Here is a 17,554-nt window from a genome sequence, read left to right as displayed (position 1 = left end):
ACCTCTTATTCAGCAGCGTGGACTGGCAGTGTTAACATATCAGGGGCAAGTTGCTTACGTGCAATGCGTAAACCTTTGTTGATTTGGCTGATTGCAGAATCTGGTAATTCAACAAACGATTTTGTTTCTTTATCCCAGCTACCTGCTTTTTTGCCGTCGCGTGTTAAATAAATAAGTTCTAAACGACCGATGCGTAAGAAATCTACTTCGCGCTCTTGGCCATCGACATTCAGTAATGATGTGTACGCTTCGATAGTGCGACCGTAATCAACTTCTACTTGGTAAGCTTCAAGTAAGCGGCGGAATTTTTCACTTGAAGTGATGTCTGCGCGGTCCATCATTTCTTTTAATGAGGCAATACGCTTGCTACGTTCTTCAGTTAAGAAAGGCACATCTAGTGCAACGAATTGCTCAAGACCTGTGATCATGCGCATCATTAACGGCGTGATTTGACGCTCAATAACTGATACCTGATCCATTGACTCGTTTAACGCGTCCATTTCAGCAATTTGGTTATTTAATTGCTTAGTAAGCTGCGCGTTATAAACAGTTAAGCCGTCAATTTCTTTATTAAGGGCTTTGAATTGTTGTAAACGACCTTGCATTGAATCTGCAATCTTGTCGATTTTAGTTTGTGATTGCGCTGCCGATTTGTTTATCTCGCTGCTTTTATCAATTACTTTATCTAGATCGTTTGCATGTACTGCTGCAGATGCCGCTACAATACCTGCTAAAATCAGTGGTTTAACGCCTTTCATCGCATACACCTTTACTCGTTAAGTTAGCTTAATTTGCTAGTTGGGTTGTTTTATTGTGCGAAAGGATAACGATGAAAAATGACAAGCATGTTGCGCAAAAAATACAAAAATATGACAGCTGTAACAATTAGTTTATATTGCGCAAAGATAAGGCAAAAGTTGCAGGGTTTCGGGAACTAAATATGGGATAGGATTTGCTGATAAGTACTTTGCCAGTCTTGGTAACTCAGCGGCTAAAATGTTATTAATTATAAATATTTGTATATTTTACTTTGGTGTGAAAGATTAAATATTTTCAAAGTAGTATAGAGCAAGACCAACAAATCTTTTTACAGAATTAACTTATGTTTTCTGATAATTGAACATGTTTTTAATATACCAGCATTAGCAAATGCTGGTATATGGTAGCTTTACACAAGTAGAGGAGCTGTATGACTAGCCATTTCTATTGAAAATTTAGCTAATTGAGAAAGTTTCATAAGCATCTTCTTAAAAATTGAGCGGATCCCACTGTAACTAAAATCTATAAATTTTCCTGCAGGTAAACCACAAAATACGTACATATGACCAACGATTCCTTTGACTTCCGCTACATAGGCCTGAGTTGTTTCTATTTCATTCGCCAAATAGGTTGCAATAGCATCATAAATAGTGAGTAAGCCCGTTACACTTGCTTGTATCGAATGTAATACACCTTTTTTATTTAAAAAGTCGAGCAGCGCGGCGCCTATCTTTTTGGCCCAGCGAACAGAAAAGTGAGCTTGATGACGTTTTTCAAAATCAAGGCGAATAGCTTCCTGGTGACGTAACTCAAACCCTTTTTGAATATCAGCATAGCTTTGGTATTTTGATGCCGTATTTAAATATCCAGGGGTCGGGTTAGTCATACTATGTGCACCAGGAGAGATATTCTGTGCCGAATTTAAAATATATTCGTCTGTGGTGTGCACAAAAGGCCAAACAGGCACCATAGGTACGGGATCACCTGCGTGAACACAGCGATATACGCCTTGTAACGCTTGCTCAGTATGACTTGCAAAACTTAAAAAACCAACTCTAGGTGCACCAAAAGTATACAGTTTCACAGGTACTTTAAAGCGTTGTTTTAGCCAATTAGCGGCTAAATTCGCCAACGCTCCACCTAAGCTGTGGCCAACAACATGGACTGGTGCCGTAGGGTTTTGCGAAAAGTATTGCTCTAGTTGTGATTTAAGTGAATTAAAAGTTTGATTAAATCCCGCATGTACACTCTGATTATTAGGTCCTGTTGCGACACCGCAATGTAAATCAGTAAGACAATCGCGCATTTTTGCTGTACCACGAAGTGCTAATACATAATGATCTTTAAACGCCCCTGTTCTTCCTTTAGCAATACAGCCAAATGGAGTTTGGTGCCGAAAAATTCGTTCTAAAATAGAGCCACTGATACCTGTAATATTGTTGTTATCAAAATTAAATAAAGGGCTTAGATAGGGGTAGCTAGCAGAAGTTTTTAATCCCCCCTGCTCAAGAGTTGCATAGGCAATGTTGGCAAAATGTGCTGCTTGTGTTGGTTGTAATGAAATCATATTTATCTTCCGTAATAAAATGTTGAATTCTTAGTTTAAATTATTAGCTTCATCAATAATTTGCTGTGGGTCAATTATAGTGAAGTCTTGATCCCACCTACAAATTGATGAACCTGTAAGCAATAAGTTTGGTTGCTCTGGATTATCAAACTTAAAAAAGACTTCTTTATTATTAATATCTCCGTTTAATTCCTTTAATTTTTGCGAGTATTCGCGTATAGGATGTATGCTGTATAGGGTTGCAGCCCATAATAAATATTCCTGCTTCTTATAAAAAAATTTAATCTGTTGAGCAGTTCTCATATCGACGAAAGGAATGCTAGGTTGATCAGAACGTATTTCCCATTCTGGAAAAGTAAAGTTTCCATGAGCGTCTGTGTAAGTCGCATCTTTTCTTGCTTTTCCATCACAAAAGTATAAACCACGCTCAATTTTTACGTTGGCTAAAGGCTCACCATTATTTGTTAGGCGTCCTGAAACCTCTGGGCACAAATGCACTTTATATGTTCCAAACTTATCTAAAAAAGGCTGAATTTTTGCGCTAAGGGATTGGAGTTTATCGATAAGTGACATTTTAACCTCTTAATTTATAAATGGAATTACGAGGTATTGCGTAAAAACGTGTTATACGCAAAATATCCACATTCCATGTCAATATTGTCAGCATTCTATAGTCTAGGTGAAAATAATCAATCAATTTTAGAATGATTTAATAGAGTACGTTGTACTAAAATTACACAGAAGGAAGTGAGCAAGTTTGTACTAAGACTAAGTATATTGAGACGGGCAAAGCTGGATGTACAACGTCTTGTGGTAAAGTCGTCATTCCTGAAGACATAATATAGTCCTTATTTTTCAGTTACATTGTCTATTAGATCGCTAAGATGGTTTAATGTAATAATATCAAAGTCAGTTTCCCAGCGAACAATACTGGATGCGCGCAATGGCGCATGAGGGTGAAGTGTATTTTTGAAATTAAAACATATCTGCTCATCCTTGATATCTGCATTCAAAGTGGAAAGCTTATAAGTAAACTCATGTCTTGGCTGAATATCTGTTAAAGTTGATCTCCACAGTAAATATTCTTGAGAATTATAATTTGTGCAAATTATTTGATTGGTAAATATTTCCGCAAAAGGAAAACCAGGCTGATCAGAGCGTATTTCCCATTCAGGAAAATTAAAGTAACCCCGAGAATCTGTATATGTATTATCTTTTCTTACTTTCCCATCACTAAAATATAAACCTCGCTCAATTTTTACGTTGGGCAATGGTTCACCATTATTCGTTAAGTGGCCAGTAACCTCTGGGCACAAATGCACTTTATAAGTACCAAACTTATCTAAAAAAGGCTGAATTCTTGCTCTAAGGGATTGGAGTTTATCGATGAATGCCATTTTAACCTCTTAATTTATAAATGGAATTATGAGGCGTTGCGTAAAAACACATTTTACGCAGAATATCCACATTCCATGTCAATATTGTCAGCATTCTATAGCCTTAATGAAAACATGCAATCAACTTTAGATTGATGTAATAAAGTACGTTTTACTGCAATTACACGTTTATTATTATGACATTTTGACCTTTTTAGTATAAAAAGCAAACAGCACTTTGGTTAGTAATAATACTTACGCCAAAAATCAAACAACGTTCACCCTTACGCATACAGAGTAAAAAATTTACTAACTTAATTATTAAGTTAGTTTAATTTGCTAGTGAGTTTATTTTATTGTGCGAAAGTTAAACGATAAAAAATGACAAGCATGTTGCGTAAAAACAAGGCAAGGGTTTCAGGAACTAAAGACGGAAAGCCTTGGATAGGTAAACTTCTCGCTTGGTTTATTTCGGCCATGAGTAACGAATTTATTTTTTTAGTTTCAATTTCTTTAATGAATGCGTTTTATCTAGCAATCAGTTAATGACTCTGATACTAATTGAGCAGCACTTGGGACCCGAAAATTATTTAAATACACATATTTTTCTCATGGTAAATAAGTCAGTTTTAAGGATGAGCATATGAAAGTCACCATTTTTTTAACTTCAGCCTATTTTGCAATTGGGGCGGCTTTAATACACTTCGCGATTCCATTTTTTCTTTTCCCAACCATAAAGCTTGAGCAACCCACATTAGAAGTCGAAAAATATACAATTCAAGAAAATGGTTTAGAAATCATTGCACGATCATACGGTATGAAAGGAACTCCTTGCCTTTTTTTCTTTCCTGGCCAACATGGTGGCATAACTAGATATGAGAGAGAAATAGCAAATAACACCAAATTTAAATCTTTTAATACAATTATCCTTTCTTATCCATCTCAAGATGGTGCTTCAGGTAAAGTCACAAACTTGGAAGCTTTTAATGAGTTAGTCGTTCAGCTTATTAATAAAACTAAAGTAGAAAGTGCCTGTTCAAAAACCTTTTTTTATGGCCGCTCGTTAGGTGCGATGTTAGCTGCAAATGTTTCGGTGAATGTAAATTCTCAAGGAATAATTCTTGAAAGCGTAGCTCTCTCCCTTGATAGAGCAATAGAAACTAAACTTCAGAATAAATGGTATTTATACCCCTATCAGATTTTACCGATTAAGCTGTTATTACCACATAACAACATTATTGAAGACTTACTACAGAAACAAAAAACTGCAAATATATTAATAGTTCAAGGGAATCAAGATAGCATCACGCCATTAAATCAAATTGAAGATGTTGTTACGCGTAATAATATAAGTTTATTAGAAATTGAAAATGGCGATCATTCTTCAACGTTTTCTTTAGCGCAAAATCAGATCAGCTCAATAATTAGCCATTGGTCTCAACAGTCTGAGTGAGATTCAAAGCTTAAATCAAATTGATACAGTGAAGTTATAAAGCGTTAGCCTAGCGCAGGTTTAAACTAGCTCAATAAAAATTGCGTTACTAATAAATGCTATTTAAAAATTCGCGGATCGAACTCAAACTCAAGCTTTTCAAAGTTTTTAAAACTTTCTTTCATTGCGGGATGGTTTGGATTTACAACATAGTTATTATCTCTAGGAGAGATTATAGATGGCACCTGGAGTGCCGCAAATTGGGGCTGTGATACATTGAGAAATTCATCTCCAATTTCCTGTGTCTCCTCACTAACTGGTATATTTCTCCACGTGTTAGGTAAGTCTTCTTTATCAAGTTTTGCTATAAGTTCGTCTGGAATTTCAATTCGGTAAAGATCATATTTATCGACAATATTTGGATCATTGTTTACATGAACAAAGACTTCTAATGAACAAAGGGATTCTGATTCAGCGAAATACAATGCTTCAGTCCCTTTTGAGTTCCATCTGCCACCAAATAACTTTGCTCCAGCAGGACTAAAAGGTGTATCTGCAAATTTTTTTTGTGTTAAACGGTACATTTTCATTATGAAAAGACACCGTGCTCAACTCTACCGATAAGATCTTTTACAATTTCAAAGTCTACAGTTGTAGACACCATATCTAATGGCCTTTTGCCTCCTAACCCATAGACACTTTCACGCATCCATTCTAATGCACGTTTCTCATCATTAAATAATTCAGTAGCTAACTTAATAAGCATTGCTAGCCTATAAATCGCGTCACTTTCCTGTGTGTTAAAACGTTCTCCGTTTTTGAGTCGGCGCTTAATAGTGCTCACTGGTATATGAGTCACACTATGAAACTCATTTTGAGACAACTTTGTTTTTTCGATAATATTGCGATATACCTTAGGTTTAAATCCTTGGTGTACCGCATCCATACGAGCTGTTTTGGCGTCTTCAATGCCTAGAGCAATCCAAAAACTAGATTTGTTATCGCGACTCGGTTTAAAACTTTTTAATTCAGCATTTGCCATAACAGCTCCAAAAAATATAGACCATATGAGCTTACTATACTGGCTCAAATGAGCCTAATTTGCAATAGCTGATCAAAAATAAGCCAAATGAGAAAAATATAAAACAATGTTTATATTTGAGATAAGCACTTTTTAAAGAGGGAAAAACTTTCGCTTTCAGAAGAACATCAATGCAAAAACGAGATTAAATAGTATCAATTATTTGCTGATAATTACTTTGCCAGTCTTGATAATTAACAGGGACAGCAGCGTAGTGCCCTTTATTTTCAAGGACTAAAGACGGAAAACCTTGGATAGGTAAGCTTCTCGCTTGGTTTATTTCGTCCATAAGTAATGAATTTATTTTTTCACTTTCTATTTCGTGAATAAATGCATTTTTATCTAACCCTATTTGCTCAGCAAGGCTTGCAAGGGTGCTGATATTTGATGGATTTTGTGCATTTAAATAGTAGGCTTTTTGAATGGCATAAAGCATCTCTTGTTCTTTATTTTGCTGCCTTGCGACAAGCACTGCACGGCATGCTGGGTAAGTAGAACGGCGCGGTTGCGCGGTATGCCAAAACTCATGATTAAATGGTGTGCCAAGTTGCTGCTCAATGCGCTGCCATGTTTGCTGTAAAAACTGCTGCATTTCTTTTCGCATTGGCTCATCTGAATCAGGCGCAAGGCCACCCACTTTATATTCAATAGCAAGTTTGTCGCCAATGGCTGCTTGAAGCTTTAACCAAGTTTCTCTAAAGCCCCAGCACCAACTACACATTGGGTCATAAACATAAATTAGCTTTGCCATTTAATTAACCTCACTTAAACCTGACACAACTAGATTGCGCCCTTTTGCTTTGGCCTTATACAAGTTTTCATCAGCATGCTTAATTGCTTTACTAAATTGGCTTCCCCTTTCGAGACTGGCAATACCAATACTGCAAGTTATAGATATAGATTGCCCAACATCATAGGGGATCTGTTTTTGAGCAACAAAAGCGCGCAACTTTTCAGCTACAGAGTGTGCAATTGTTAGCCCTGTTTTAGGTAGCAAAATAATAAACTCTTCGCCGCCATAGCGTGCTTTTATATCGGTTCCTCGCAGTTTATCGTGCAACATAGAAGTAAATGCAATAAGTACTTGATCACCAAAATCATGGCCATAACTATCGTTGAGTGACTTAAAATTATCTAAATCAATTAATAATACCGACATAGGTAAGTAGTTTGCCGCTTCAGCTTCAAGGCGGGGTTGAATATGTTCATAAATATAACGACGATTGGCAAGGCCAGTAAGTGGGTCGGTTAATGCATCGCGTTTTTCTATTAAGGTAATACCAGCAATTTTTTGATGGCTTTTTTGTCTAAAGTATTCGCTAATCGCAGCGAACAAAATTACTAAACTAAAGGACGCTAAAAAGCGTGAAGTTTCAACTTGCCCATAGTGTGCTTGACCAAAATTAGGGCTAAACAGCAGTGCAACTGCACTAGCATACATAATCCCAACCAACACACTGCCCACTTTTAACCCTAAGGTGACATAAGCCACAATAGGGTAAAACATTAGCCAATATAAAGCGGTATTCTCTTTACCGCCGGTGTACACTAAGGCCAGACAAAGCAATAAGATAATAGATAAAATAATGCAGCTAACAGGCACCAGAGCACCTGTGCGAAAGTAATACAGCATGCACAGCACGATGGTTACATCACTCACAACCAACATAATAGTTAATGGTAAAGCGTAAATTTGATAGTTAGATAACACCAAAGAAGTGATTAAAACAATGGCAAAAAAAGCCATGGTAAATAAGGTGAAGGCACGGCGCTGTTTATCCGCCGTGTCGACACTGTTTAAAGTAATGGCATTAAGCCAGTTTTGATCCAAAATTGCAGTCTCTTAACAACTAAACTTTAAATTTGAGCACTAATTTTTCGAGCTCATAAAACTGTGCTTTTAATTTTGTACACTCGTTTAAGGTGTTATTTAGATTGCTCTGGCCTTGATTAGAAAGCTCGCTAATTGAGTGTATGTCACTGTCTAAACTTTGAATGACTTGGTTTTGCTCAGTCGTGGCATTTGCAACACTGTGGTTCACCTCATCAATTGACTCAATGGCACGAGTTACTTCTGCCATTTTATCGCCTGCTACATGTGCTTGTTCAACACTCTTTTCGCTATCACGAATACTTGCAGTCATTACTTCAACCGCAGATGCAGAGCCTTGTTGTAACTGAGAAATTGTGTCTTCGATTTCTTGCGTTGATTGCTGTGTACGATGTGCAAGTTGGCGTACTTCGTCGGCGACAACCGCAAAGCCTCGACCCGCTTCACCCGCACGGGCAGCTTCAATTGCGGCATTAAGGGCTAGTAAATTAGTTTGCTCACTAACCCCTTTGATCACTTCAAGCACTTGGCCGATGCTTACGGTGTGTGCATCTAAACTATTAATGGTTTTTTGCGCCTGCTCCATATTACGAGACAAGGCATTAATTGCCGTTAAATTATCAGCTAATGCGGATTGGCTTTGTAATGATTGGCTGTTAGCACTGGTTGCTAAGGTTGACGCATTACTTGCACTATTTGAGATTTCTACCGCACTCGATGTCAGTTCATTGATTGCAGTTGCTACGTTATCTGTACGCTTTGTTTGGTCAGCATACATGTCGAGCGTGCCTTGCGTTTGATTAACTAAACTCTCAACTAAGCGCTCAAGCTCAACGGTGGTATTTTTAACTTGCTCTATTGATGTATGAATCTTCTCGATGAACGCATTAAAGTAATGGCTCAACTCACCAAACTCGTCATTATTTTCAACTTCAAGACGACGGGTTAAATCCCCCTCGCCTTGTGCAATATCCTTAATTGCATCGTTCAAGCGCTGCATTGGGCGCATTAAGTAGCGAAGTAAAAACTGCATCATCAGTACAATCGCGACAATACCTAACAGCATATAAATAGCTGCCATATTTCTAAATGAGGCAACCGATGAATAAGCTATTTCCTCGTTAATAACTACACCTAAATACCAATCAACGTTTTGAATACCTTTAACCTTGGTAAACGATACTAATTTGTCTGAGTCATCAATTTGAACTTCAACGAACTCAGATTGAAGCGATAAGTCTTTGCCAAATAAGTCACGCATGTTTTTATCGATAAACTTCGTTTCTGGGTGGCTTAAAATATGCCCTTCGCTATCAAGTAAAAAGCCATAACCAAACCCTAAAAAGTCAATTTCGTTGACGATTTTGGTAATCGTTTTCATGTCGATGTCGGCACCCGCAACACCACTAAACACACCGTTTGCTTGCATTGGCGCTACAGCAGAAATAGTTAGTTCATTGGTAGTTACATCAATATAAGGGGCTGTAAACGCAGTACTGCTTTTATTTTCAACAAGTTTGTACCATGGACGTTTGGTAGCATCGTAATCAGGTGGTAAAACAACCGATTGATCATTCAATACAAAAGTGCCATCAGTGATACCAATATAGGTATTTTTAAAATCACCTGCTTTGTCGGCTGTGTTTAGTTGTTTAAGTGTTAACTCTTTACTATCACCTAGCTGATAGGTGTCTGCGACAGACGAAACAATCGCTAATTTAGCGTTTAACCAGTTAGCTATATTTTGCGATACTGATTGAGAAATCTCTTGCAGAACAAGCGAAAGCTGCTCCTGCGTTTGGCTGCGCATAGAGACGAAGTTATTGACGGTAAATAATCCGAGCACAATCACTAAAACCAGTGATGCAGCCGCAGTTACCTTGGTGGTAAATTTCAAAGTGCTTTTGGAGCTTTGCATGACAAACCTATTTGTTATTTTTTTCGTTGTTAGCACTTTTATATTTAACAAATTTAAAGCCATTTGTCTTATAAAATTAAGCTAAAACTAGGAAATCGTTACTTATAATTAAAGTACGCTTTCTTTATAAATCAATTACTTTATTAGCGGCAGCACATTCAACTTCTAAAGCCACATTAATAAAAAGCAGCAAAACACCATTTGGAACGTTCCTATAAATTACCGCTTTAATCACCCCTGAATACGTATTCATTAAATCATTCTGTCATCTAATTTTGTTGGCTAAAGCAAAAAATGGCACAAAAAAACCCCGCAACTCTGTGCGGGGTTTTTATTAATAGTTATTTTTAGTTGATGCGTTTTTTCCAGCTATCTGCTAAACGTACAACGTTTAAGCCATACCAAGCGATAAATGCATAACAAATCACAGGTACAAAGAAGCTTTGTTGAATGTTTACTGTATCAGCTACCACACCTTGTACTAATGGTACTAAGGCGCCACCAACGATTGCTAAACATAACCAACCCGAACCTTTACTTGTGAGTGAACCTAGGCCTTCAATAGCAACAGAGAAAATAGTCGGGAACATGATTGAATTGAATAAACCAATCGCAAGTACTGAATAAAGCGCCACATCACCTTCAGTGAATATAGTCACTAACAGCAATACAATAACCATCATGGCATTAAAGAATAACGCTTTTGATGGCGCAATCTTTTGCAGTGCTGCAGAGCCAATGAAACGACCCACCATTGCACCGCCCCAATAATAAGCAATTAGGCTTGCCGCCGCATGCTCTTCAAGGCCTGCAATGTGCGCTTCGCCAAAGTAGTTTACTAAGAAGCTACCAATTGAAACCTCAGCACCGACGTAACAGAAGATACCTACAACACCCATCATTAAATGAGGTGCTTCAGCTAGGCTGTGGCCTTTCGCTTTGCAGTCTTGCTCTTCTGTGTGCTCTGCAATCACGGGTAATTTAAAGAAGGCAAATACTACAGCAATGGTCAGTAGTGCAGCTGCAAGCATAAGGTAAGGCACTTTGACAGATTCAGCAGTTGCCGCGTTTGCAGCTAACGTGCCTGCTGTACCAAAGAATAAAATACCACCCACATATGGACCAACTGTGGTACCGAGTGAGTTAAGTGCTTGAGCTAAATTTAAACGTGACGACGCCGTTTTTTCAGGACCTAACGCCACAACATACGGGTTAGCAGATACCTGTAATACGGTAATACCTGCCGCTAGAACAAATAACGCACCTAAAAATAACCAGTACTCATGTACTACAACCGCTGGGTAAAATAACATACAGCCAATTGATGCTACGACTAAGCCAGTTAGTACACCATTTTTGTAGCCCATTTTTTTAACCAACATACCCGCTGGTAGCGACACAATAAAGTAAGCACCAAAGAAACAAAACTGAACCAGCATTGCTTCTGTGTAGGTTAAATCGAATACCCCTTTTAAGCGCGGGATCAACACGTCATTTAAAACTGTAATAAAACCCCATAAAAAGAACAGGGTTGTCATTGCTGTCAGTGGTAGCAGGTAGTTTTTATTTTGCTGCGAACCATCGGCGACAAACGATTGGTTTGTATTTATTTCACTCACGTGGTTTTCACTCCGTTAACAAGTTACCTTTGATTCTACACATTGAAGTAAAAATAGCACAAAGATTTACTAGGAACGTTCCAAATTTTTTATTTCCTGCTATAGTTGCAAGATGTACACAGATTTATTAGTAACCCATGGCCACAGTTAACTTTAAAAGCCCTGATTTTCTTAAGCAGCATATTCAAGATACCCTTGCTTTTTATCACCCCCATTGTGTTGATCATTCAGCCCATGGCTTAGCTGGCTTTTATCAGTTCTTTAAAAATAATGGCGCGATCTACGATAAACACACTCGCCATTTAGTCTCGAGCACCCGCTTTGTTTTTAACTATGCAATGGCGTACATAGAGTTTAAAGAGCCAGAATATTTAAGCCTCACTAAACATGGTTTAGCTCACCTTGAACATGCGCATAAACAAGCATCTGGTGGTTATGCTTGGCTTATTGAGCAAGATCATAACGGCAAAGTAACCGTGTTAGACGATACTAACCATTGTTACGGGCTTGCCTTTGTTATGCTTGCAAACGCAGTAGCCTTAAAAGCAGGGGTAAACGACTGCAAAAATACCCTTTCGCAAGTTTGGGATTTATTAGAGCAGCACTACTTTGAACCCCAGCATAATGCCTATTTAGATGAGCAAAATGCCGATTTTAGCTGTGCAGATGACTATCGCGGCCAAAATGCCAATATGCATTTATGCGAAGCCTTACTGATGTGTTTTGAAGCAACCAACGAGACCCGTTATTTAAAACGTGCTAAACAACTTGCCGAAACTTTCACAGTAAAACTGGCTGCACAGAGCCAACAGTTTGTCTGGGAACACTATTCTAAAAATTGGCAACTCGATTTAGATTACAACAAAGATGACCCGCAGCATTTATTTAGACCTTGGGGATTTCAACCAGGTCATCAAACTGAGTGGGCAAAACTGTTACTTATTTTAAACCGCCATATTGATGAACCTTGGCTGGTAACGCGCGCTAAAAGCCTGTTTGATGAAACCCTTAGGATTGCATGGGATCAGCAACATGGGGGCATTTTCTATGGCTTTGCACCAGATAAACAAATTTGTGATAGCGATAAATACTTTTGGGTGCAGGCCGAATCATTAGCCGCAGCAGCCCTACTCGCTGATGCCACAAATGACGAAAGCTATTGGCAATGGTACGAAAAAATTTGGCAATACAGTTGGCAACATATGGTAGATCACCAATATGGTGCGTGGTATCGCATTTTATCAGCACAAAACCAACCCTACAGTGACGAAAAATCGCCAGCAGGCAAAACCGACTACCATACTATGGGTGCCTGCTACGAAGTATTAAGAACCTTAACCTTGAGGAATGCATAATGAGTTTAGTGTGTTTTGGCGAAGCATTAATCGACTTTTTATCAGATGGTAAACAACCAGAGTCATTTACCAAATACGCAGGTGGCGCACCTGCCAATGTGGCTGTTGCAGCAGCAAAACTAGGCCTAAACACCAGCTTTTGCGGTATGCTAGGCGATGATATGTTCGGTCACTTTATTAAACAAGAGCTTGAGCAGCATGCGGTAAACACTGATTACTGTACATTCACCGATGCCGCGAAAACTGCGCTGGCGTTTGTATCACTCGATGAAAATGGCGAACGCTCGTTTAGTTTTTATCGCCCACCAGCTGCCGATTTACTGTATCGAGTGGACGACTTTGAGCCTGCAATGTTTGCAAATCACGCCATCATGCACGTATGCAGCAACAGTTTGACTGAGCACAATATCTATCAAACAACAATTTATGGTTTAACGCAGGCGAAAAAAGCCGGTGCAATTTGTAGTTTCGATATGAATCTGCGCGAAAACCTGTGGCCAAGTATGCGCCATACGCTTGATAGAATGTGGCATGTTATTTCTCTGGCAGATATCGTTAAACTCTCATATGAAGAGCTTGAGTTTTTAAATCAAAAAAGCCATCAAGAAATGCCACTTGAGCATACAATCGATGCCATTTTAAAGGCCGGTGTAACCTGTTTGCTAGTTACCAATGGCGGCGAAGCAATCAGCTTTTATCACGCAGACTTTAAAGGTCAAGTTAGCCCACCAGCGACAAAAGTGGTTGATACCACAGCTGCAGGCGATGCGTTTATTGGCGGCATGCTGTCAAAGATTGGTCAGCACTGTGAAAACAAACAAAGCTTTAAAGCGTTTTGTCAAACCTCAGCTAACATCGAACAAACCATTGCTTATGCAGCTAAAGCCGGCGCTTTTGCTGTAAGCCGTTATGGTGCATTTGCGTCTTTACCAAGCGCAGCCGATTTAGCCTAGAACTTTGTTTAGGTTGAGTAATAAGCCCAGTATAAAGTAGTTTATGCTGGGCTTCTTCGCTATTGCTCAGTTTTACATTTATCGATAATTGGTAAATACCTAAACACCTTCATGTTTGGATCGATCACCACATGATCCCCCGCTTTTAAAGCAATGCTAATCTCGCCATTTTCAACATAATAAGTTTGCAACGAACCGTTTATTTGCACCGGAACTGGCATAGGAAATGGCTTATCTTTCAAAGAGTTTTTGTTCCATTTCAGCGTTAAGCTGTTAGCTGATTGAATAACATCAAGTTCCGGTAATTGAGCCTGTTTTAAATACACATCAAACAGCCAGCGATAATCTTTCGCCGTTAAGCGGTTAACAATAGCAATAAACTCATCGGTATTTCGATATCGCGGTGAAATTGGGTAAGCTAATTGCTTGGTGTCGTTCACCCCATAAAGCAGCTCACGGGTGGCTTGCCAAAATAACTCATCACCAATTAACCAGCGTAAGGTATGTAAAGTCCAACTGCCTTTGCCATAAATATCAGGGTTGAATGCTTGATCTGAGGTTATGTCGCCATCAAGTACAATGGCTTTACAGTTTTTAAGCCCTAAATACGACTTATACATGCTGTGGTTATAGGCCGCTTCACCGAATTTATACAAGCTATAACTTGGCTGCATGTAACTGCCAAAGCCTTCGTGTAGCCATGCATCGTTGAGTTTTTCATGGGTCATTAAATTACCAAACCACTCATGAGCTAACTCATGCTGTAATAACCAATCATAACCGCCTGCATCACGCTTATATTTTTTACCATAGGCATTGATAGTTTGATGTTCCATACCTAAATGCGGTGTTTCAACAAAGCCCAGTTTGTCATTCCCCCATGGGTAAGGCCCTAAAAAGCGCTCAAAAAACGCGACTTGAGAACGTAAATCCTGCTCTATTAGCATCGACGCTTGCTGTGTGTGTTTAGCAAGTGCCCAAAATTCAATCGGAACTTCAGTGCCATTAATACTGGTATAACTGCGCTCAATACGTTGATACGGGCCTATGTTCAGAGCAATGTTATAGTCGCTTGCAGGCACAGATAGCAGCCAATCAAATTGTTGTTTGTGTGCACCGACTTGTTTTACGCTTTGCAATACCCCGTTGGTTACTGCACTTAAGCCATTTGGTACCGTGAGCCTTATGCGCATGCTATCGGCTTTGTCAGCAAAATGATCTTTACAAGGCCAGAATAAATCACAGCCTTCGCCCTGCACTGCGGTAGCTATCCACGGCTCGCCGCTTTCTGTTTCAGCAAATACAAACCCGCCATCCCAAGGCGCGTTTTTAGCAATATGGGGGTTGCCCTCATAGGCCACAGCAACACTTACTGTGCTACCCGCAGGGTATTGCTTACCTAAATCAATGTTTAGCACACCTGCATTGCGGGTATAGTTAAGTGTTTTATCGTCTGAGGTAATTGCAGTGATTAAAAATCGGCTATCAAGTTTTAGTTCAACAAATTGGCTTGCAGATAGCATTTTAAACTGCGTTTTCGACACCCCTTTAATGCGTTTATCATCAGGAAACACTTCAAGTGATAAGTCGTAAAATTGCACATCGCTTTTCAGTGCAACTGCCGATAATGGCTGACCGGTATCACCAACGCTTGGATCAAGTGGCAAAGGTTTAACACTACAGCTCGCTAGAATGGCGGTCATAGCAACGGCTGACACGCTTTTAAATAATTGAGTTACCTGCAAAACATCTACTCCATGTTGTTATTTGTATTATTAAAATATGACATAGGTTAAAAGTTAAAACTGTGCTTTGCGGTGAATAACTTGTTACAAAAATTCAATCCGTTTAATAAAGCAACATTGGTCAGAAAACGGCTTTCATGGTATGTTTTCTCCTAATTTTAGAAAAAGGAATTCATCCTATGAATAATAAGCTTCTTGCTGGGGGCGCGATTGCCATTGTTGCAGGTGCGTTGTTGTACTCACAAAATAAAGCCAGTGTTGATGTAGATTTACCTGAGCTTGCATACGTACCTGCCGACACGGCGGTTTTTTATGGTCAACTTAAACCGTTTCCGTACAGTAAATACTTTGCGCTTATGCCAGATGCAATGAAAGGCACGAGCGATTTAACGCCCATCATTGCTGAGCTTAAAACAGTTGATGATAAGAATGCCCTATTCCTTGCATCACTGATGGAAAAATACCAGCAATCATTGAGCTCTTACGATGCCTTCAAATCGATATGGGGCTTTGGTGATGACTACAAAGGCATGATGTATGCGCAAGGTTTAATGCCGATTGTGCGTTTTCAGGTCGCTGATCAAAGCAGCATTATCAATAGCATTAAACAATCTGCTGATGAAGCCGGTATTGCTTATACTACAGAAAGCCTTGAAGGTGTAAGTTACACGCGCTTTGCCATTGAGCTTGAAGGCTTAGATAACTTCAACCTAATTGCATCAACTCACAATAATTGGGCTACCTTAACGCTGACCACTGCGCTTTCTAATGATCAAGATTTACGTATTGCCCTTGGCGTAGAAAAACCGGCTCAATCACTGGCTGAGACTAAAAAACTACCTGAGCTTATTAAAACTTTTTCGCTTGATGGTAACTCGGTTGGCTTTGTTGATCATCAACGTATAGCCAATGCTGTAACTGGCAAAGAAGACTCTCGCTTACACCAAATGCTCAAAGAGCTACTTGATAAAGCCCAGCAATCAAATGCGTTAGCAATGATTTCAACACCTGAGTGTCAAGATGATATAGCAGCCATTGCCGCTAAATGGCCTGCAACAGTATCTGGCACAACAAAAACACGTATTACCGCCGACTACGCCGATTTTGACGTAAAAGCAGTACTGCAAAGCACAGATCAAGACTTACTAAATACCCTACAAGCTGTGCGTGGTTTTGTACCAAAACACACCACCGGGCTTGACGGGCAAATGATGAGTGTTGCCTATGGTATTGATGTGGCAAAAGTACTGCCACTGGCCAATACACTAACCGGTGCAATTAAGTCGGCTGAGTTTAACTGTGGCCCAATTGTCGCACTACAAAATGAAATGCAAGAAGTGAGCACCGCTGGCCTTGCTATGATGTCGGGCTTTGCTAATGGCGTACAAGGTATGAGTGTCAGCGTTCAAGATGCGGCATTTACTATCGATGACTACAACGGCCCACAAATAGACAAGCTTGATGCCATCGTTACCCTATCGGCGACTGATGCCCATGGCTTGTATTCAATTGCGCAAGGTTTTGTACCGCCGCTTGCTAACATAAAACTACCAGCCAATGGTGATGCAGTACTGATCAATGAATACATTCCATCGCCTGTGCCACTTAACTTTGATATAAAAATGGCCCTTAAAGGCAATCATATTGTGATTTTTACGGGTGATAAGTCAGCGCAGATTGCCGAGACTTTAGAGTCGCAAAGTGTCACTAAAAATGGCTTTGTGAACATGGCATTCGACGTACAAAAAATCTTATTACCTTTGCTTGATACAATTGCATCAACGGGTCAATTAAGTGATGAAGAAATGGCTGAGCTTGACTCCCTTCGCGACCAACCTGTCGGTGTTTATTTTGCCACAGACATTACCGATAACGGCATCGGCCTTGAGAGTAACGTACAAATTACTAAAAAGTAATT

Annotated in this window: 16 protein-coding genes; 4 read left to right on the top strand and 12 right to left on the bottom strand. The window is 39.3% G+C overall.

Going from position 1 to position 17,554, the window contains the following annotated elements:
- Positions 1-5 precede the first annotated feature (5 nt).
- The 4 genes from IMPJCBKJ_RS15110 to IMPJCBKJ_RS15095 form a co-directional block, all read right to left on the bottom strand.
- A complete protein-coding gene (locus IMPJCBKJ_RS15110; protein WP_054552068.1) occupies positions 6-758 on the bottom strand; it encodes a DUF3450 domain-containing protein in 753 nt (250 codons plus the stop codon).
- 410 nt (positions 759-1,168) lie between these two features.
- Positions 1,169-2,326, bottom strand: a complete 1,158-nt coding sequence (locus IMPJCBKJ_RS15105) for a lipase family protein (protein WP_166340875.1) — start codon at positions 2,324-2,326, stop codon at positions 1,169-1,171.
- A 30-nt stretch (positions 2,327-2,356) separates the two neighbouring features.
- Entirely contained in the window at positions 2,357-2,899 is a 543-nt protein-coding gene (locus IMPJCBKJ_RS15100) for a DUF6795 domain-containing protein (RefSeq protein ID WP_166340874.1), read from the bottom strand.
- Positions 2,900-3,174: 275 nt separating this feature from the next.
- Positions 3,175-3,723, bottom strand: a complete 549-nt coding sequence (locus tag IMPJCBKJ_RS15095) for a DUF6795 domain-containing protein (RefSeq protein WP_166340873.1) — start codon at positions 3,721-3,723, stop codon at positions 3,175-3,177.
- Between the two features lie 622 nt (positions 3,724-4,345).
- Here IMPJCBKJ_RS15095 and IMPJCBKJ_RS15090 point away from each other — a divergent pair.
- Positions 4,346-5,155, top strand: a complete 810-nt coding sequence (locus tag IMPJCBKJ_RS15090; protein WP_166340872.1) for a hypothetical protein — start codon at positions 4,346-4,348, stop codon at positions 5,153-5,155.
- A gap of 98 nt (positions 5,156-5,253) precedes the next feature.
- Here IMPJCBKJ_RS15090 and IMPJCBKJ_RS15085 read toward each other — a convergent pair whose 3' ends face one another.
- The 7 genes from IMPJCBKJ_RS15085 to IMPJCBKJ_RS15060 all read right to left on the bottom strand — a co-directional run bounded on the left by IMPJCBKJ_RS15085 (position 5,254) and on the right by IMPJCBKJ_RS15060 (position 11,583).
- On the bottom strand, positions 5,254-5,724 hold the full coding sequence (locus IMPJCBKJ_RS15085; RefSeq protein ID WP_166340871.1) for an RES family NAD+ phosphorylase: 471 nt from the start codon (positions 5,722-5,724) through the stop codon (positions 5,254-5,256).
- A complete protein-coding gene (locus IMPJCBKJ_RS15080) occupies positions 5,724-6,176 on the bottom strand; it encodes an antitoxin Xre/MbcA/ParS toxin-binding domain-containing protein (protein ID WP_135926452.1) in 453 nt (150 codons plus the stop codon). Before IMPJCBKJ_RS15080 ends, IMPJCBKJ_RS15085 begins: the two co-directional genes overlap by 1 nt.
- Positions 6,177-6,360: 184 nt before the next feature.
- Positions 6,361-6,966, bottom strand: a complete 606-nt coding sequence (locus IMPJCBKJ_RS15075; protein ID WP_166340870.1) for a DsbA family protein — start codon at positions 6,964-6,966, stop codon at positions 6,361-6,363.
- Positions 6,967-8,046: a diguanylate cyclase gene (locus IMPJCBKJ_RS15070; RefSeq protein WP_235373360.1), complete on the bottom strand. Its 1,080-nt coding sequence runs from the start codon at positions 8,044-8,046 to the stop codon at positions 6,967-6,969.
- Positions 8,047-8,065: 19 nt separating this feature from the next.
- Positions 8,066-9,964, bottom strand: a complete 1,899-nt coding sequence (locus tag IMPJCBKJ_RS15065) for a methyl-accepting chemotaxis protein (RefSeq protein WP_138616700.1) — start codon at positions 9,962-9,964, stop codon at positions 8,066-8,068.
- A gap of 124 nt (positions 9,965-10,088) precedes the next feature.
- Positions 10,089-10,217 carry a hypothetical protein gene (locus tag IMPJCBKJ_RS20845; RefSeq protein ID WP_277343946.1) on the bottom strand — a complete coding sequence of 43 codons (129 nt, stop codon included), beginning with the start codon at positions 10,215-10,217 and terminating at the stop codon, positions 10,089-10,091.
- Positions 10,218-10,311: 94 nt separating this feature from the next.
- Positions 10,312-11,583: a sugar MFS transporter gene (locus IMPJCBKJ_RS15060; RefSeq protein WP_166340869.1), complete on the bottom strand. Its 1,272-nt coding sequence runs from the start codon at positions 11,581-11,583 to the stop codon at positions 10,312-10,314.
- A gap of 137 nt (positions 11,584-11,720) precedes the next feature.
- Here IMPJCBKJ_RS15060 and IMPJCBKJ_RS15055 point away from each other — a divergent pair, with 137 nt between their 5' ends.
- Both IMPJCBKJ_RS15055 and IMPJCBKJ_RS15050 read left to right on the top strand, forming a co-directional pair.
- Positions 11,721-12,938, top strand: a complete 1,218-nt coding sequence (locus tag IMPJCBKJ_RS15055) for an AGE family epimerase/isomerase (protein ID WP_166340868.1) — start codon at positions 11,721-11,723, stop codon at positions 12,936-12,938.
- On the top strand, positions 12,938-13,891 hold the full coding sequence (locus IMPJCBKJ_RS15050) for a carbohydrate kinase (RefSeq protein WP_166340867.1): 954 nt from the start codon (positions 12,938-12,940) through the stop codon (positions 13,889-13,891). The genes IMPJCBKJ_RS15055 and IMPJCBKJ_RS15050 overlap by 1 nt, the downstream gene beginning before the upstream one ends.
- 59 nt (positions 13,892-13,950) lie before the next feature.
- Here the strand turns inward: IMPJCBKJ_RS15050 and IMPJCBKJ_RS15045 are convergent, their stop codons facing one another.
- Positions 13,951-15,636: a M1 family metallopeptidase gene (locus IMPJCBKJ_RS15045; protein ID WP_240921037.1), complete on the bottom strand. Its 1,686-nt coding sequence runs from the start codon at positions 15,634-15,636 to the stop codon at positions 13,951-13,953.
- Between the two features lie 179 nt (positions 15,637-15,815).
- Here IMPJCBKJ_RS15045 and IMPJCBKJ_RS15040 point away from each other — a divergent pair, with 179 nt between their 5' ends.
- Entirely contained in the window at positions 15,816-17,552 is a 1,737-nt protein-coding gene (locus tag IMPJCBKJ_RS15040; protein ID WP_166340866.1) for a hypothetical protein, read from the top strand.
- Positions 17,553-17,554: the final 2 nt, after the last annotated feature.

This window comes from Pseudoalteromonas sp. MB47, from assembly GCF_011319765.1.
Lineage (GTDB): Bacteria > Pseudomonadota > Gammaproteobacteria > Enterobacterales > Alteromonadaceae > Pseudoalteromonas > Pseudoalteromonas simplex.
This window is presented reverse-complemented; position numbering and strand designations above follow the sequence as displayed.

Excerpts from the sequence above, each read along its gene's own strand:
- IMPJCBKJ_RS15110 (WP_054552068.1), bottom strand. The coding sequence starts at position 758 with ATGAAAGGCGTTAAACCACTGATTTTAGCAGGTATTGTAGCGGCATCT.
- IMPJCBKJ_RS15105 (WP_166340875.1), bottom strand. The coding sequence starts at position 2,326 with ATGATTTCATTACAACCAACACAAGCAGCACATTTTGCCAACATTGCC.
- IMPJCBKJ_RS15100 (WP_166340874.1), bottom strand. The coding sequence starts at position 2,899 with ATGTCACTTATCGATAAACTCCAATCCCTTAGCGCAAAAATTCAGCCT.
- IMPJCBKJ_RS15095 (WP_166340873.1), bottom strand. The coding sequence starts at position 3,723 with ATGGCATTCATCGATAAACTCCAATCCCTTAGAGCAAGAATTCAGCCT.
- IMPJCBKJ_RS15090 (WP_166340872.1), top strand. The coding sequence starts at position 4,346 with ATGAAAGTCACCATTTTTTTAACTTCAGCCTATTTTGCAATTGGGGCG.
- IMPJCBKJ_RS15085 (WP_166340871.1), bottom strand. The coding sequence starts at position 5,724 with ATGAAAATGTACCGTTTAACACAAAAAAAATTTGCAGATACACCTTTT.
- IMPJCBKJ_RS15080 (WP_135926452.1), bottom strand. The coding sequence starts at position 6,176 with ATGGCAAATGCTGAATTAAAAAGTTTTAAACCGAGTCGCGATAACAAA.
- IMPJCBKJ_RS15075 (WP_166340870.1), bottom strand. The coding sequence starts at position 6,966 with ATGGCAAAGCTAATTTATGTTTATGACCCAATGTGTAGTTGGTGCTGG.
- IMPJCBKJ_RS15065 (WP_138616700.1), bottom strand. The coding sequence starts at position 9,964 with ATGCAAAGCTCCAAAAGCACTTTGAAATTTACCACCAAGGTAACTGCG.
- IMPJCBKJ_RS20845 (WP_277343946.1), bottom strand. The coding sequence starts at position 10,217 with ATGAATACGTATTCAGGGGTGATTAAAGCGGTAATTTATAGGAACGTT.
- IMPJCBKJ_RS15055 (WP_166340868.1), top strand. The coding sequence starts at position 11,721 with ATGGCCACAGTTAACTTTAAAAGCCCTGATTTTCTTAAGCAGCATATT.
- IMPJCBKJ_RS15050 (WP_166340867.1), top strand. The coding sequence starts at position 12,938 with ATGAGTTTAGTGTGTTTTGGCGAAGCATTAATCGACTTTTTATCAGAT.
- IMPJCBKJ_RS15040 (WP_166340866.1), top strand. The coding sequence starts at position 15,816 with ATGAATAATAAGCTTCTTGCTGGGGGCGCGATTGCCATTGTTGCAGGT.